10 protein-coding genes are annotated in these 18054 nt (G+C 33.1%); 6 read left to right on the top strand and 4 right to left on the bottom strand.

What is annotated here, in order from left to right:
• Positions 1-123: 123 nt before the first annotated feature.
• Positions 124-1482: an ATP-binding protein gene (locus tag ACE198_RS27300; protein ID WP_375377726.1), complete on the bottom strand. Its 1359-nt coding sequence runs from the start codon at positions 1480-1482 to the stop codon at positions 124-126.
• 273 nt (positions 1483-1755) lie between these two features.
• On the opposite strand from ACE198_RS27300, the gene ACE198_RS27295 reads away from it, so the two are divergent.
• Complete coding sequence (locus tag ACE198_RS27295; RefSeq protein WP_375377725.1) at positions 1756-4542, top strand: TrlF family AAA-like ATPase; 2787 nt, start codon at positions 1756-1758, stop codon at positions 4540-4542.
• Positions 4543-5151: 609 nt separating this feature from the next.
• Positions 5152-10092, top strand: coding sequence for a DUF4011 domain-containing protein (locus tag ACE198_RS27290; protein WP_375377724.1), 4941 nt, complete (start codon positions 5152-5154; stop codon positions 10090-10092).
• A gap of 403 nt (positions 10093-10495) precedes the next feature.
• Here the strand turns inward: ACE198_RS27290 and ACE198_RS27285 are convergent, their stop codons facing one another.
• Complete coding sequence (locus tag ACE198_RS27285) at positions 10496-11191, bottom strand: nuclear transport factor 2 family protein (RefSeq protein ID WP_375377723.1); 696 nt, start codon at positions 11189-11191, stop codon at positions 10496-10498.
• Positions 11192-11360: 169 nt separating this feature from the next.
• On the opposite strand from ACE198_RS27285, the gene ACE198_RS27280 reads away from it, so the two are divergent.
• Positions 11361-12623: a TolB-like translocation protein gene (locus ACE198_RS27280; protein ID WP_375377722.1), complete on the top strand. Its 1263-nt coding sequence runs from the start codon at positions 11361-11363 to the stop codon at positions 12621-12623.
• A gap of 201 nt (positions 12624-12824) precedes the next feature.
• Here ACE198_RS27280 and ACE198_RS27275 read toward each other — a convergent pair whose 3' ends face one another.
• Both ACE198_RS27275 and ACE198_RS27270 read right to left on the bottom strand, forming a co-directional pair.
• The gene (locus ACE198_RS27275; RefSeq protein ID WP_375377721.1) at positions 12825-13973 is read right to left on the bottom strand and encodes a DUF4179 domain-containing protein; all 1149 of its coding nucleotides are present in this window, start codon (positions 13971-13973) and stop codon (positions 12825-12827) included.
• Positions 13970-14536 carry a sigma-70 family RNA polymerase sigma factor gene (locus ACE198_RS27270; protein ID WP_375377720.1) on the bottom strand — a complete coding sequence of 189 codons (567 nt, stop codon included), beginning with the start codon at positions 14534-14536 and terminating at the stop codon, positions 13970-13972. Before ACE198_RS27270 ends, ACE198_RS27275 begins: the two co-directional genes overlap by 4 nt.
• 367 nt (positions 14537-14903) lie before the next feature.
• On the opposite strand from ACE198_RS27270, the gene ACE198_RS27265 reads away from it, so the two are divergent.
• The 3 genes from ACE198_RS27265 (at position 14904) to ACE198_RS27255 (ending at position 17945) form a co-directional block, all read left to right on the top strand.
• The gene (locus tag ACE198_RS27265) at positions 14904-15818 is read left to right on the top strand and encodes a tetratricopeptide repeat protein (protein ID WP_375377719.1); all 915 of its coding nucleotides are present in this window, start codon (positions 14904-14906) and stop codon (positions 15816-15818) included.
• A gap of 217 nt (positions 15819-16035) precedes the next feature.
• Positions 16036-17595 (top strand): IS21 family transposase, encoded by a 1560-nt coding sequence (gene istA / locus ACE198_RS27260; protein ID WP_375377718.1) that lies wholly within the window; start codon positions 16036-16038, stop codon positions 17593-17595.
• Complete coding sequence (locus tag ACE198_RS27255; protein ID WP_375377717.1) at positions 17592-17945, top strand: ATP-binding protein; 354 nt, start codon at positions 17592-17594, stop codon at positions 17943-17945. The genes istA and ACE198_RS27255 overlap by 4 nt, the downstream gene beginning before the upstream one ends.
• Positions 17946-18054 lie beyond the last annotated feature (109 nt).

Below are 18054 nucleotides of genomic sequence, written 5' to 3'. Positions count from 1 at the left end.
GTGGAGTGAAACGGGGACGATTGTTAATTTTTGTTTTGGCATAAGAAAAAGCACCTCCTTTAGTTGATACATGTATCGTACCAAGAGGAGCTGCGGGTTTATATGCGTTGTTTGATTGGGGGCTTACATTTCAGTTAATTCAATTTCAAATTGAATGGTGTTATCATCTGTTCCTGTATAAGCGTGTACTAACTCATGTACAAGAGTTCCAGCAAACGATTGTAAATTTTTCAATTGACTCCGCTTGATAATAATTCGTTTATTCGCAGGCTCCCATAACCCCAGGGCATCTCCACCATTATTATCATCAGGCCGCATTGTTTCAGAAACCACAATACTCTTCACGACATTACTTTTCTTGGGAAACCAACCGACAATAGTATCTTTGTAAGCAAATATTTCTTTTTCTTTTTTGTTCATTTTTCCTAAATCTACTATCTCAAACTCAAATTTTTCATTCCATTCTACTGCATAAGTTTCTAAATTTCTAAAATCATTTCCATTTAGATCCTTACTGTTTTCCAATTTACTTGCCAATAAGTCAGGAACAGTAATAATCCGCATTTCTTCATCTTTAGCATAACTAAGGTATTTTCCACCATCCATCAGATCGTTTGCTGTTAAAAACATTACCTTTTCCTGACTACTTAATATCCTACAAGCGTGAAGTTGCACGTCTACCCATTGCAACTCATCGTGTGATTTGCCTGTTTGAATTCTTTGTAAATCATTTACTAATTTTTCTGCAAATCTCTGGCTAGAACATTCTAATAATATTGACTTCACTCTATCGGTGTAAGCACTTCTTCCTACGTTAGTTCTTTCTCTATTTAATGATTGAAGCAGTTTCTTTGTTAGAGAAGTAATATTATAAGAAAACAACAAATTTTCTTCTTCCGCTACACATATACCGTTAACATAAATTCTAGAACGATTCTTCTTATTCTCAATAAGAGCTCCATACCTTGTTTCTTCTATCACTTTTTCTCCTGAATACAATAAAAAGAAATCCTTTGCCTTTTCAATATCTTCTTCTAGAAGATCTGTAAAGATGAAATCTGTTCCTACCATATCAGGTTCGGATGGATTGTTAACAATTGCGTGTAATGTTACCACATCATCAAAATCACCTTTAGGCAATTTTTTAATGGTTATATCGCTGAACTTGGATTTAATTATAATCCCTATTTTTCTTCTATCAAATGTGGCCAGTGCATCTTTTAAACCTACCCCAAATTTTCCAATCACTTTATTAGGGTTTTTAGTCTTCTCTAAATTTTCATTTTGAGTTAAATGTTCATACTTTAGTCCTCTACCAAAATCCTTTATATGCCACTTGCCTTCCTTATCCTTGAAAATAATAGGTTCCTCAGTCTTAGTTAGATTTGATTCATCTAAAGCGTTAGCTATTATTTCCCTCAAGGCATGTGGAATTGTCCAATGCTCCAATACCTTTTCTATATTTAAATCAAATTTTTTCATTAGTAATGTGCTCCCGAAAGATATTTTGGTATTTTTTGAACTTAATTGAATTATATACCATGCAAATTGATAAATAAAAATGCAATACATATATTTTTTCATCATATTAAAAGCGAATTTAACCGTTTATGCTTATAACATTCAACTTTGAGCAATCAACCCATTGCTTGCAAGACTGGAACAAAATTAAAAAATACAATTTAATATTTATTTGGACTTTTCCCACTGACAAATTCTACTAAATTAATTTAAAATAATGTTTGAGGTGATTTTATGTTCAAGGGAATGAGATGGTTAAAATGTGATTTGCAAATGCAAACACCTGGAGACCCTTATAATTGGTTAAGAACATGTCAGGCATATATCGGAAAAGAATATTCGCAAGAAAAGTTAAATGAGTCAGTAGACCTATACTTAAAACGCTGTCATGATGTAGGGTTAAATGTTATCGGGGTAACTGATCATAATTTCATAGGTAAAGAATACCTAAAAGGGCTAATCGAAAGAAACAAAATTGTCGCTAATAGATTGGGGAAAGAACCATTGGTTATCTTTCCAGGGTTTGAAGTAGAAATTGCTCAAGGATTAGGTGTACACATTTTATGTTTATTCGATTGCGACACACCAATAGATGCAATAGATGAAATGGTTACAGAACTTGGTTTACCTAGTCGAAGTAGAGTAATAGATAATGCTATAAGACCTTTGGAAAAGGATTTTAACTCTGTAATTTCGTTTGTACAGGAGCAAAAGGATTTCCCAGGGGTCATTATTGCCGCACATCCTCTAGCCGAAAGTGGAATGTTAAATGATAGTTTTATGTCTGACCATTTTCAGAGATCAATGTTTACGGATTCAAGGTTATTAGCAATGGAAGTCCCAAAACCAATTAATAATCTTTCTAGAAATATTCAAAAAATAATCCTTTCTAGTGAGGATTGCCACCAACCTTGGAAAAGACAAAAACCTATAGCTACGGTAATGTCTTCAGATTGTTACAGTTTAGAGGAAAATGACAAAGGGTTTATTGGCAAAAGACATTCATGGATACAATTTTCAAATTCTTCAATTGACTCTTTAAAACAGGCTTTTAACGATCATAGGTCAAGAATCAGATTGCAAGATCAAACACCCAATGAAGGGTTACGGTATGGGAAAATAAAGTCATTAAAAATAGATAATGTTGCCTTTCTTGAAAATCAGGAAATAAATTTTTCTCCCAATCTTAATTGCATTATCGGAGGAAGAGGTTCAGGTAAATCATCTATTTTAGAATATATAAGGTTATGTTCCAATTCATTGTCAAAATTCAATGAACAAATGGTAAGAATACAACAAACCTTAAACACTGATTCAGTGCTACAACTAAATTTTGTGGACCAGAATGGTCTTAATGATACTTTTGAGTATTCCAGTGGAGAAACTGCAATTCCTACCAGGACAGAAATTAGAGATAAGGATGTTATTTTCAAAGGCTTAGGTATTAATATTTATAGTCAGCGTGAAATCACCCAAATGGGACAAGATTCACCTTCATTAATGCCCTTAATTAATCAAATCGCAGGAAATGAATTACTGGATGAAATTCGGGAGGAAGAAGAAACAAAAGAGAAAATTATCTCACTAATTCATGAAGAGCTTAGATTTGGTAGAATGAAGCAAGAAAAAACTGAAATGGAGCAAGAACTTGAAGAGTTAAAAAGACAATGGAATGCTTTTACAGCAGTAAAGGAATTTAGCGAAAACAAAAATCGTGTGACCTTATCAAGAAGTTTTGTTTCAAAAGTCAAATCTGATAAAGATGATATTATCAAAAGTTTAAATCAAGTAGCTGCTACTGTAGAAACGATTTCGAAACAATATGAGAGCCAGCAATTAGATAGTCAGAAGCTAATAGAACCAGAATATTTAAAGTTAATTAAAGAACAATTTATGCAAGCACTAAGTACTCTAACAAACGATATAGAAACTTCAAAAGGGAAATTAAATGAGAGTGTTCTTGATATAACAGATAATCATCCCTCTTGGGAGATTCTAATAACCGAGTGTGAAAAAAATGAAAAAGAATTTGAATCTGCTTGTAGATCACAGGGAATAAGTGAAGAAGAGTTTGAATTATTGAAGGATACAGAACAAAAAATTAATAGAAAAGATCAAGAAATAGCCCAAAAGGACAATGAACTTATTCTGCTACTTGAAAAAATAAAAGAAATTGGGGCATTACAAGATAAATTAATCGAATCATGGAAAAAACAGCATGAATTAAGACAAACGAAAGTAAATAGCCTACTTAATCTAGATACTATACCGAAGGTTAAAGTAGCAGAAACGGAAATTCCATTCCTAAAAATAGATATTCTTTATATGGGCGATAAGCTTCACTTTATGGAGATTTGGAACGACTTCCCTCACAACGGACGCAATAGGCTAGGAAGAAGTTGGGATGTTATTGGCGAAGCACTTTATAATGAATTTATAGAGAACAATACGGATTCATCCCCTTGGGATACTTTACAGCGATGGTTAGAGGATGAAAACACTTTCCCAAGTGACCTAAGTTCTTTACATAGTGATTTAACAAGCCATTTAAATAATAATTATGAGCATTGGAAGAAGCTGAAAACTACCAGAGTACATGATGCCATTAATATTACTTTATATAGACCTGATGGTTCTATTGCGGGGTCTCTTTTGGATAATGGGTTGTCAGATGGACAAAAAAATACCGCTATCTTAACCTTGCTTTTCACCCAAGGAAATGGACCAATCGTAATAGACCAACCCGAAGATGAACTTGATTCTGATTTTATTTACAATGAACTTGTACCAATTATTAGAACTATGAAGGTAAACCGCCAAATAATAATTGTTACTCATAATGCTAATTTACCTGTCAATGGTGATGCTGAGCTAATCTATGCTTTAAAAACTGATGTGGGTAGGGGGAAGCTTAGAACAGAAGGCGGATTAGATAATCCACCTGTAAAAAGAGCTATATTAGATATTATGGAAGGTTCTGAGGAGGCATTCAAAAGAAGAAGTGAAAAATATAATAGTTGACTTAAAAATAGCCATTCTCATAAGATGAGTTATCATTAGTATTAATTTCTTTTTTTATATAGAAAGGAAACAAGTGGATAATGGGTACGTATTAACTACATGAGAATAAGTTTCCTTTTGTCATGAAAAAAGGCAATACTTAAGGAAGAGCCTGCTCGATCAAAAAAAGAGGAGAGCGTGACTGGATTAAGGTCAGTATTGACAGTTCTTAATTTTTTTCATTCCTTGTGATGGAGCTCTGCTTCATGGGTGGCTAATGGGTAGGTTTTTTCAGTTTAAAAACTTAATTAACACCATAATTGCAGTTCAATTCGCATATGAATTGGTACTGCTTTTTTATTACACAATTAATATTTTGTATTATGAAGTCGTTCGGAAAGAATTAATGAAATATACAACCACTTTGTAAAAGTCTTAGCTAAGCTTACTGTTCAAATTCGAGGTAAATCAAGAGAGGTATTAGCGTGTAGATAATTGTTATTATTTATCAAATAAATAGGAATTTTGTGCTAATATAAATGTTAAACAACCCTTATTTTATTAATTCTATTTTGAACAATCACATATACATTTATATACATACAGGTCATGCGAAAGGGGACTTTTGTGGTGGACAAGGGGAAAATGGAATTGAAGATTAATAACTGGAAATCTAGGTTAATCGACCTAACAAAGAGGAACAGGTTATTAAACTTTAAGGCATCAAAAAGTTCTACTTTAGAAATAGATGGTGACATAAAAGAAATTTTTAACGTTTTTTCACGGTCAAAAGGAATTATGGTAAGCTCCATTGTTGATATAGACAAAATGGCCCAACAATTAACCACCAAAACGGCAAAAGTTAATTTGACCAAAGATTCTGACCAAACTGAAGAGGATATAAAATTTCAACAAATTTTGGAGAAGGTCAAACAAAGCTTAGAGAAAAAATTAAATGGAATCAGGTTATTAGGTAAGTCATCAATTGAAGAAAAAGGAATTAATACTCTATATTTAACCATGGGCTTTCTTAAATGGACGGAAGTGGAATATAGTAAAGACATTTTTTCTTCACCGATAATTCTTATTCCAATTACGTTAAAAAGAGAAACTGCAAGAGACCCTTATTACATATTTAAATTGGATGAAGACATTGTTTTTAATCCTGTATTGGAACAAAAATTAAAGCTAGATTTTGGAGTATCAATTACGCCTATCGAGCAATTAGATTATGAAAATATTGAGGAAATCTTACACTTTTACGAACAAGAATTGAAACTAGAAAAGTCATGGGAAGTAACCGACGATTCTTACATTGGGGTTTTTTCATTTAGTAAGTTAGTTATGTATAAGGATTTTGAACAATATCAAGATACGGTTGAAAGTCACCCTATAATTCAAGAATTAGCTGGTGTTAAGCACGATGAAGATATATGTGGAAGAGAGAAAATTGTCTCAATAAAAGAATTTGATCGAAACGGAAAGTCCTTGGAATCATATCAAATTTTAGATGCTGATTCTAGTCAGCAAAAAGCAATTCTTGCTGCTAAAAATGGCGTTTCCTTCGTGATGCAAGGACCCCCAGGGACTGGGAAAAGCCAAACGATTACAAACATTATTGCTGAAACACTATCCCAAGGAAAAAAAGTTCTTTTTGTTAGTGAGAAGAAGGCAGCCTTAGATGTGGTGAAAAAAAGAATTAGTGATAAAGGGTTAGATGATTTTTGTTTAGATTTGCATAGCCATAACTCCAACAAAAAGGCAGTTTTAGAGGAACTGAGACATTCATTAACCAATAGGGAAATTCCTAGAAGAGCAACAGGTCCATTGACTGATTTGGATTCAATTAAAAAGCATTTAAATGAATATGTTGATGCACTTCATACTGTAATAAATCCATTGGAAAGTAGTACCCATACCATTCTTGGAAGACTCTCAAAATTAAATGATGTTATTGAGGTATTATTTGAGCTTCCCAATATTGATTCGTATTCTAGTGAAAAGTTAAATAAAGTTCTTAAACAAATAAAGGAAATAGAAACTTATCGGGATGTTTTATCAAATGAAGAAGACCATATTTGGTTTGGTACCTTGTTAGAGGAAAATAGCTTTGAAAGTGAATCTGAGATTAAGGCAAAGTTTACAATTTTGAGTAAAAAATTATTTGAACTGTATGTTCTATTTGAGGAAGCATTTAATTTTGTTGATTTTCAAGGCTTACTTACTTTGACGGGTTTAGACGAATTGTTAAAGTTAGGGGAGATGCTTTCTTTAAAACCTGAAATTCCACAGGTTTGGTATAAAGAAGGCAATAACAAGATCTTGTATCAAGCAAAAAATTCGTATAAACAGCATCAACAAATATTTGAGGGATATTTGCAACAAAGGGAGTCCCTATTACAACAATCGAAGGAAGAAATCCTTGAACAGGATTTGAGTGAGGTCAATTACGTCATTTTAAATGGAAGTCATGAAACCATTCATGATTACATTGATACTTATAAAGTTTTTATTAATAATTTGTTTACAAATGAACAACTCATATTAGATAAGATGGCGGAATTGAAATTTAGCTTAGATACTTTAAACAAAGCATCTTTGTCCATCAATAACCAGCTGCAAATGAACGGGTTAGAATTAACACCTGAAAAAATAAATGAAATTGAATTAATCTCCAACTATATAACAAATAACTCTAAACCTACTCAGCTTTGGTTTGATGGTGTGCAAAGGGAAGGTATAGAGAATACAATTATTGAGTGTAAAGAGGTATACAATAAGTATATATTTGAACGAAAAATTATTGAAGATGTCTACTTACCCGAACTTATAACTGAGGATATAGATGGAATGTTGGACCGATTTATAAATGAGTATTCTTCCTTCATGAGGAATTTTAATAAAAACTTTAAGAGGGACAAAAATCTTCTTAAATCTTTTAAAAGAAACAAAGAATCCATTAAAGTTGATGAAATCATTAAAGACTTAAGGGCACTTAAAAGGTTAAAGGAATTACAAAATGAAATTGATTCAAAAAGAAATCAGTGGAAAGAAATTTTCGGAGAGATTTTTCAACAGGAGAAGACTGACTGGGAAAGAGTAACAAAAGTTCTTACAGAATTCTATGCTTTAATTGCTAAGCTTAAAGATAGCGAAAATAAAGCAGAATTCGAAAAGTTCTTGTTGTCATACCAAACTGAGGATAAACAACACTTATTTGAAGTAAGTCAATCATTAAACAACCAATTAGTAATAATTGATCAATCGTTAGATGAGCTTGAAAAAGTCTGCTTCTCAAAAATTAAAAATATAAAATCACAGGATCAAAATTTATTAGTAATGATCCCAAAAATCGACGAACTTGAAAAAGGAATTCAAAGGATTTTAGATGCAAAGAATCTGCTTTCAGAGTATTTGTTAGAACAATCATTTAATTTTGATCAAATAAATGCTTTGGTTCTTCAAATAAATAAAATTAAAAATGTTCAAAAAGAAATTGATCAACAAAGAATAGTTTTTAATTCCCTATATGGCGAGCTATATAAAGGCATTGATACCGATTGGAAGCTAATCGAAGAGTCAATAAACTGGACCATTGATGCCGACAATAATTTTAAAGGCCGTTTCCCTGAAAAGTTCATTGATGTAATAAATAACAATAGTAAACTAGAACACTTTTTATCCCAATGTGAACAATTAAAGGTTAAAAAGAAGGATTTAACTGAGGATATTAATTTTTATACAAAAATCTTTCCACTTAATTTACTAAAATATGAAAACAACGACTTTTTGAACACAGAGCTTAGGGATTTAAGCAGCATTTTAAAACTTTTCGCTAATTCCACACATAAATTGCAGCATTGGATTGTCTCCCAAAGGGTTAAAGCTGAGGCTGTAGAAGGTGGATTAACCGATTTTCTCCATAAAGTGCTAAGGGAACAAACAAATGATTCATATCAGGATATTTTTTTAAAGCGATTTTACAAGCTTTGGTTGGATTCCACCTATAAGAAGTTACCTATTTTAAAACGCTTTGATTTAAAAACTCATTTAAATTATATTAACGATTTTAAAAACTTGGATGAAAACCTTCTTGAATCTAATAGCTCTAGATTAACTAAAAAGCTATTGAAGAAAAAAGAAGATTACCTGAAAAATATCGAATATAAAAGTAACGATCTGGCGATATTGACCCGTGAAATACAAAAACAAAAAAGACATAAGCCAATAAGGAAACTGTTTTCTGAAATACCGCAACTTCTTTTGACTTTAAAGCCATGCATGATGATGAGTCCGTTATCAGTTAGCCAATTTATTGATCCAACCTGCATCAAATTTGATTTAATCATCTTTGATGAGGCTTCACAAATTAGGCCAGAGGATGCAATTGGCTCACTTATGAGGGGAAATCAGGTTATCATCGCAGGAGATGATAAACAATTGCCACCAACTTCATTTTTTGCTCAGCAAATTGAAATGGACGATGAGTTTATTAACGAAGAGGAAGAAGAGGCATATGAAAGCTTTGAAAGCATTCTTGATGAATCCCTGTTGATTATGCCGCCAATGTCCTTAAAATGGCATTATCGCAGTAAACATGAGTCATTGATTGCTTTTTCCAATAGAGAGATTTATAAAAATGATTTATATACCTTTCCTAGTTCAACTAATGAAAAAAGAGATGGCATTTCTCATGTGTATGTCGAGAATGGTGTATACGATCGAGGTCGGTCAAAAAAGAACTTAAATGAAGCTGCAAGAGTAGCAGAACTAGTAATTAATCACTTTAAAGAAACACCTGAGAGATCGTTGGGAGTTATTGCTTTCAACCAATATCAACAAGAAGCAATACGGGATAAGTTAGATGAACTAACACGGAATAATCCTGTCTATGAAGCATTACTTAATGAAGAAAAAATGGAATCATTTTTTGTTAAAAACTTAGAAAATGTTCAAGGTGATGAGCGAGACACAATTATTTTAAGTGTTAACTTTGGTAAAGATTCCAACGGTATTTTACACTATAACTTTGGGCCGTTAAACAATGACGGTGGGGAACGAAGACTCAATGTTGCCATAACCCGTGCAAAATATGAATTAATTGTTGTTTCAAGTATTAAACATTCGGACTTAGATGATAGCAGGCTGAAGAAGAAGGGACCCCAGTTATTAAAGAAATTTCTATACTTTGCTCAAACAGGTGGAGATTTTAACATTAATGATGGAATCATGAACAATGGGGAATTTGATTCGCCATTCGAGGAAGATGTTTATGATACGCTTATTAAAGCTGGACTTGAAATACGTAATCAGATTGGATGTTCAGGTTATAGAATTGATCTGGCTGTCGTTGACCCCGATAATCCAGGGTCGTATCTATTGGGAATTGAATGCGACGGTGCCACCTACCACTCTACAAAGACAGCACGTGACCGAGATCGTTTAAGGCAAAGTGTATTGGAGTCTTTAGGATGGAAAATTTATAGGATTTGGTCACAAGATTGGGTTAAAAGGAAAACGGAGATAACAAAAGAAATAGTTGAAATGGTTACTGAGAAAGTTCAAATTTAATTTATAAAAAAATCACCAGAAGGATAAAAACTGAGGTTTATTATAATAGAATCAAATTAAATGGAATCTAACTAAAAGGTACTACTAGAAATTCTTCCGTTGGTAGAGTGGGCTTGCAGCTCACTCTATATTTTTTAGGTAAAGCAATTTATTGTTGAACTTTTGTATTCGAATAAGGGAAACACCGTGAGGAAATACGAGAGAAAAGAGCGTAATTCTTTTTACGCTCTTTTTTTGACTTGCAATCGTGAAGGGGAAATTTAACTAATTTAACCTTACTTATTTTAGCTATGGGAGCTTATTTTACATAAATTGATTTATCACTCAACGGAATGAAAGAGTTGGTCAATGGCTGTCCAAAAATTAATTTCCATTGGCCATTTTCATTATAAACGGCTACATTTTATGAATAGCTGTGATTTGTATACTTAGTTTCAATTTGAGCGATTGCCAGTGAATCTGTAATCATTTTAATCCCATATGTCGTTATTTCAGGAGTTGGGTCCTGAGTTATTGCTTTTAGGTGTTGCTCTATCTTGGTATCACTCGGCTTTGTTTCAGTTTTGATGTATGTTTTCATTTTAGTAACATCATGAGATTTTATTGCATTTGTATAATCTTCAAATAGCCTTGCTACCTCAGATTCCTTTTCACCCCTAGTTGTATTTAATGCCTTTACCCCTGAAGGCGGAATTCCCATGACAATTTTCCACTGCCCATCTTCTTTGACAACAGGTACGGTTCGTATATTAAGTGTATTTTTATATGTTGATTGTACTGAGACCAATGCTATGTTTTCATCAATTATGTTTAAGCTTGTTATCTTAGCTTTTTGTAAAGGATTTCTTTTGCAATAACTGGAAAATGCATCTTTAAGATTGTTAATTTTAAGGTAATATTCCGAGTATTTCATCATGTCTTCAGTGTTACAATTTTTTTGTGCATTGAGGAAATTAACCACACTAGTTAAAGCATCATCCTTTGATGCAGCATTTACCTTTTTGTTAACAGATAGTTCATTAAATATGAAAAGAAGCATAAGAAAAACTACAACTTTGCTTAACATAATGGATGTAGTTTTTGAATTTTTTATCATCATGTATCACCTCATTTTATTAAATCAAATTTATTTTTAACCAATTAATTAGTTTTATGTTAATAATTCATTAAATCATTTTACGTTTACATATTTACTTCAAGTCATTTATTGAAACTAGAAGTAATTGGGAATATTAACGTCCAGTATACAGTGAAGGGAAGTCTGTCCATTGAAAAAGATTTGCTATTGTATATTGTTCGTTTGTATGATGATAGCTCCAGTAACGACATATGCTTCTGGTAAACCAACAAAGCCCCTTAAAGCAGCGTTCATCAGAAATGATGACCTATGGATAAAAATTGGGGAGAAAGAGAAAAAAATCACGTATGGAGATTATGTTAGATTTCCGAAGTGGTCATTTGATGGTAATTGGGTTGCCTATCTTAAAGGGGAAAAAAAGGGCGAGATCACTATTTATGAAGGTGAACTGTGGCTTTACAATATACGATTAAACAAACATTTTAAAGTCTACTCAAATATAAATCGAAATTTTCAGTGGGCACCTAACAAAAATATCATTGCTTTTCAAACTAACGATTCTTTAAACATGGCGAATGTTTCTTTATTAAATAATGTTTTTAAAGTTGCTTCTCGAATTAAAAACTATTCATGGCTACCAGATGGAACTGGTTTTATTACTTCAACGAAAAGGTCAGAGAAACTCCATTCGGATATTGTCATTTCAAAAATCTTACTAAATCAATTGGCCGATAAGTCAGGGACAAAACCTTTATACACTATTGCTGTTGATAAGGATGAATATTTCACTTCAACCAGTCAGTTTAAATACTCACCTGATGAGAGATGGATCGCCTTTTTGTTAATTCCAACTGCCTCTTTGTCGGCCGATTCAAATACACTTTGTATCCTTTCTAATGACGGAAAAACCTTTAAAAAAGTTGATGAAATGTTAAATCATAAAGAATGGTTTCAATGGGCACTAGGTAATTCATTGATTGGGAATATTAGTGGTGGGGGGAGGGAGGCAATTAAGAATAAAAGGTTAAAGGTAACAAGCCCCCTTAGTTGGTCCTCAAAGAACTATACACCGAATGGTTTTGTGGATCGGGATTTAACGTGGATTAACAAAGAGTATCTTATAACGGCAAGAGCAGAAGAAAGTGATTGGGTAGAAGTTGAGCATAGGCCGTTACCAGCTTTGCATAAGATTAATCTAATGTCGAATAAACAATTAAAATTAACTTCTCCAGCACATGGTCAGGGAGATTTCTATCCTCAAATAAAAGACAATAAGCTCGTATGGGTGAGGACGAACAGACAAACAGCCGATATTATGAAAGCAAACCTCAATGGTTCTAACCAAAGGAAATGGATTTCCCAAATCGATTTAGGCAGTTGGTATTATGAAAAATGGGATTGGGAAGAAGTGTACAGTTTATATGTTGATAAAACATACCATTTTCTACACTAATAATTAGGAGCAAATACCAAACAAAAAGGAATTTGTACTATAAGGAGAATTTTTTGGAAATAGAGAAAATAAAAAAGATTGTTAAGGAATTCCCAGAGAGCGATGCAAGGCTACTTCTTAGTCATATTTTAAAGAATATGGGGTTAAACTTTGAAAAAATGGACTGCCCAATTTAAATAAGGCAGTCCTATCCTTTTACCGTTATTTCTTTAGTTCTACAACAATGTCTTTTAAAGTAAACTCTTTTTTCCCTTTACCAGGTTTCTCTGGCAGCGGAATATTCTTTACTCCATTTGCTGTTATTTGCACTGAGGCTGAATTATTTGAATTGTAATCGATAAAAGTAACGTGTGGAGTGATAATAAGTTTCTTCGCTTTCTCGTTCAATTTTCCGAATGTTTTGCCCCCATATACATTATAATTATCTCCTGAAGCTCCATTATCTTGCCCAGAGTAGCTATTCCCTAAGTCATCTCTAATTTCTAAATCCACTAAGACCCCATCCCAAATGCTTTTAACCATACTAGAGATCTCTTGATTGTAATAGACCGTAAATGACATTGGATTTGTCGTAATTTTTTCAATGTTAACTTTTACCCCATTTTTTTCAGCACTACCTTCGGTTAGTTGTATTCGGTTATTGGTAGCATTTAAACTAAAAGCAAATTTCCAATCGCCTTTAATTTCAGTCTGATTATCTGGATTCTTAATGCTGTCAATATCCCATTGAATATTAGCAACATCCAATTTCTTATTTTCCAAATCACTAACAGTAAGGATTCCAACATATTTGTTTGAATTTATTTTCGAAGTTTTACCAGTTCCGCCTAAAGCTTTCATACCTCTTATTTTTGGCATAGAAATCCCTGCATTACCTAGATCTTGATTGCTTTCAATAGAATAGGTAAGGGTAACAGTTTTACCATCAAAAACAGCATCATTTATCGTGAATTTTACGCCGTTACTTTCTTTAGTAAGATTGACATCGCTTGAGTATTTCTTATAATCAGAATACAGTCCATTTCCTTTATCAGTTGAAACCTTTGATTGGCTGTCTTTGTTGGTATAAATTCCAGTCATTCCATTATCGAAAAAACGAAAAATATCATCAATTACAGGGATGTTTTTAGCATAGACTGGAAGAGTTAATCCAAATGTTGTAGCCGAAATGCAAAATAAAATAGAAGCAACCACAACATTCTTTTTCCAACTGTTCCTTTTTTTATGATTAACTATTGATTTTTTTAGAGATTTTTTTACCTGAGCCTTTTCGAATTCAGTTACTTCTAATTCCTCAAACTCACTTTCATCTATGTTAAAATCGTTGATTAATTCATAAAAATCCTTCATAGACCATTCTCCCTTAATTTAAGATTTAAGGCTATTTTATTTAGTTTGGACTTCCCTCTATAAATTCGGTTATCTATTGATGATTTGGAAAGCCCCAGCTTATGAGAAATTTCTTCAGATTTTAAACCCAAAAAGAATCTCATAATAAAAATCTCTCGGTCGACCTGTTCAAGGCCATTAATTAACTTAATCAACTCTGTCCTTTCTTCCATCTTGATTAGTTGTTCTTCTGCTGATTTTTCTTTGTTAATTTGAAGATGGTCTGAGGGGAATTCTACTTTTTTAGTCGTTTTTCTGTAATAATCGATAGCTTTAAACTTGGCTATTACACACACCCATTTTTTAAAATCGTTTACATCACCCTGAAACTTCGATGAATTATTCCAGATTGATAGGAAAGTATCGTTAATACATTCTTCGATCACGCCATCATTGTTAAGGGGAGTAAGAACTTTATGGGTTACCCCTTTTACCAGCGGTAGATACTTATCGACAATAAACTCTAGTGCATCTTCCTTTTTATGTTGTAATCGTTTTATAAAATTGGCTTCATTAGACTTCATCAAATGATACCCCTTAGTTTATTTGTAAAAGCTTTTACATCCTATACAACGAATAGAAAAAGTTTTTTTCTCGCTTTTTTCTAAAATATTTTAATTTTCCTTAGTCTACCATTTTGACACTTTAACGGGTATAGTTTTATACAATTGGTGTGGCTGTCTATTGGAGTTTATTTACTATTTGAGCAATTATTAATGCTTATCACCGAAGACATTTGAGGGTAGGTTTTTGTATTTGCAATAATTAATGTCGTTTGGTTGAGGAAATATCAAATTTAAAAACATTATGCTGAAAACTTCTTTGTCCAATATTTTGTCTATAGGCATAATATAATAGAAAGAGTGTCAAAAGGATGGGTAGGGGTTTTTATTGAATATCAATCAAAAGGCAATTGAACTACTTGAGGAAAATAAATATGATGAATCGTTAAAACTGTTTCAACAAGCTCTTCAAGAATTGAGAGATGTACAATCCTTAACAAACCTTGCCTGGATATACTGCCATGAAGAGGATGATTATATAGCTGCTCTTGGTTTGTTGGAAGAGGCTATCAAAATGAATCCAATCTCATATTTTCCCTATAATTTGTTGGGAGAGGTATATCTTAGAACTGAAAAATGGGAGGATGCAAAGGATATATTGCAAAAATCCATTGAGATCCAACCCACAAAAGAGGCTTATAATAACCTGGCAATGGCGAATTACAACCTAGGAAATGTAGAAGCTGCAGCTAAATATTTTCTACTTGGTTCAGACGAATCGGATTGGGCACTGTACGGACATGTTAAATGTTTACTTGAGTTAGGTTATATAGATGAGGCCAAACGAAAGCTTGATACTTTTTCACAAGATGACGAAGAGTTTGTTGGGGAAATTGATTTAGCTGATTTATATATAGAAGTTGGTTCTTATATAGCGGCTGTTGAATGGTTTGAAAAGGGGTGGACTATTTATGCGAAGCACCCTGATTGGATTAGTCGATACGTATTTTCACTAATGAAGTTAAACAAACTTGATCGTTCTAATGAAATACTACATGAAACAATCAAAGAAAAAACTGAAGAACTTAAAGACCTAGATGAAGAAGAAGTTGATGAAACATGGACAGAAACCGATAAGCAAGAAATTATCCGAGAATTACAGGATGAAATAGCAGAGTATAAACAAACGTTTAAACGAATTTCTTCAGCATATATTCCATCCATGGAATTTGAACCATTTGTTAAAACTGCATGTTATCTGTTTGGATGCAATCGTCATAACCATCCTGAATACAAAGGGTAGAGTACTAAATTTGGAGCACAAAAAGGAATTAATTATGATATGAGACTTAAAAAGAAAAGAAAAAAGAGAAAATGGGATTGGCTTCTAGACCTTTTGTAAGTGCTAGACTAAATTGAACAGTTTACGACAATTAAATTTGAACACTTATTTACTAAGATTGTTCTCCACCTTATGATAGATTTTTATACTTCTATGATTAGGCGGAGGAATTGAAAAGGTGGATAAGTTTGAAATGTATGTTGAAATTAGAGGAATGCTCAATCAGAAATACAGTATTTCTACTATCGCTAGGAAACTAAATATATCAAGAAATACGGTTTACAAGTATATTCGTAAATCACCAGAGGAAATGGCCGAGTGGACGGCATCGACAGTGACTAGAAGTAAGAAGTTAGACATTCATAAGGAATTAATCCTTCATTGGTTAAGAGAATTTCCAGATTTAACTGCAGCTCAAGTGCAAGACTGGCTTAAAGAGAAATATCCTGAATTCAAAGTTGGGGAAAGTACGGTAAGAAGCTATGTAAGGTGTCTTCGAGAGGATTTTCAAATTCCAAAAGAATCAAGTACTAGGGATTATCAAGCAGTCCCTGATCCTCCAATGGGTGAACAAATCCAAGCAGACTTTGGATTTAAAACGGTAAAGAACCGATTTGGTAAACCAGTTAAGTTAGTTTTTATTGTATTTGTCTTAGCACATTCCAGATACAAATACGTCGAATATCAAAATCGCCCTTTCACGACAAAGGATGTAATTTCAGCTCATAGGAATGCATTTAAGGAATTTGGGGGTGTTTCAAAAGAGATCTTGTATGACCAGGATCGACTAATTGTTGTATCTGAGAACGAGGGGGATATTTTACTCACCGAAGAGTTTCAACAATTTGTAAATGAAATTAAATTTGAAGTTAAACTCTGTAGAAAAGCTGATCCAGAAAGTAAAGGGAAAGTAGAAAATGCGGTTAAGTTTATCAAGAATAACTTCATTAATAATAGAATTTTTCATAATATTGATTCCTGGAACGAGCAGTCTCAGAAATGGTTAAAAAGAACAGGTAATGGCAAAATTCATAACGGCACAAAAAGAAGACCCGCCGATGTGTTTCTCCTCGAAAAGCAACACATGCGACAGGTCAACTCGCTAAATCATATTCACAAAACTAGTATAACAAGAAGTGTTCGAAAGGACAATACAATCCTATATCTCTCGAACAGATACTCTGTTCCGTTAGGAACATTTCAAAAGTATCCAGAAGTCCTTTATTATGTGACCGATGATAATAGGCTAGTAATCTATGTCCAGGAGTCAGGGGAAATACTGGCAACACATTGCATTAGCCCTGATAAAGGAAAACTCATTCAAAATAGATCCCATCAACGGGATAGATCGAAGGGAATAAAAGAGCTTATTGAAGTTGTTAGTGAACATTTTACAAATAAATCACAAGCTACTAAGTACCTGAATGAGTTACGAAATAGGTATCCTCGTTATATACGAGACCAGTTAAGCTTAATAAAAAAATGCATGGAATTAGGCTCATTAGAAGTAATAGATGAGGCACTAGCACTCTGTATGGAGAGGCAACTCTTTAGTGCGAATGACTTTCAAGATGTTGTATCCCTCTTTAAACGACAACGCCAAGTGAACAGTACAATCGCCAGCGATCAACAGATTGATACAGATTATAACGACATCGCTGAGTTAACACTAACAGATACTGAGGCAAACCAGCGTCCATTGGAAGATTATTACACTATCATGGAGAGTACAAAATGAAGCAGATAAAATATCTTCAAGATTCCCTCATTTCACTTCGGTTGGTGGAAACATCAAAAAAGCTCCCTTCTCTTCTCGAAGAAGCTGAAAAGGAGCAGCTTAGTTATATTGCTTTCCTGAACAATGTAGTGGAGTACGAGCGAAAAATGAGAGACGAGAAAAATATGGAAAAACGATTGAAACTCGCTACATTCCCATGTATTACTCCGTTGGAGCAATTTAATTTAGATGAACAAGAATCCCTAAGCTTAAAACAGTTTAATCAATTAAAAGAATTAGCTTGGATTGAGCAGTTATTTAATCTTATTCTATTGGGACCGCCAGGTGTGGGAAATTATCGAAAGTTTTAGTTTATGGAAAGAAATAAGTGTATATGCCCTATTTGAATTGATATATACGTTTATTTCTTTCCATAACACCTCACAATAGATGTATTAAATCTAGGAGGTGCCATATGGA

The sequence above is a fragment of the Neobacillus sp. KR4-4 genome (assembly GCF_042136325.1).
Classification (GTDB): Bacteria; Bacillota; Bacilli; order Bacillales; family Cytobacillaceae; genus Neobacillus.
This window is presented reverse-complemented; position numbering and strand designations above follow the sequence as displayed.

Bases quoted from the DNA above. Each gene is read 5' to 3' on its own strand.
- ACE198_RS27300 (WP_375377726.1), bottom strand. From the start codon at position 1,482: ATGAAAAAATTTGATTTAAATATAGAAAAGGTATTGGAGCATTGGACA.
- ACE198_RS27295 (WP_375377725.1), top strand. From the start codon at position 1,756: ATGTTCAAGGGAATGAGATGGTTAAAATGTGATTTGCAAATGCAAACA.
- ACE198_RS27285 (WP_375377723.1), bottom strand. From the start codon at position 11,191: ATGATGATAAAAAATTCAAAAACTACATCCATTATGTTAAGCAAAGTT.
- ACE198_RS27275 (WP_375377721.1), bottom strand. From the start codon at position 13,973: ATGAAGGATTTTTATGAATTAATCAACGATTTTAACATAGATGAAAGT.
- ACE198_RS27270 (WP_375377720.1), bottom strand. From the start codon at position 14,536: ATGAAGTCTAATGAAGCCAATTTTATAAAACGATTACAACATAAAAAG.
- ACE198_RS27255 (WP_375377717.1), top strand. From the start codon at position 17,592: ATGAAGCAGATAAAATATCTTCAAGATTCCCTCATTTCACTTCGGTTG.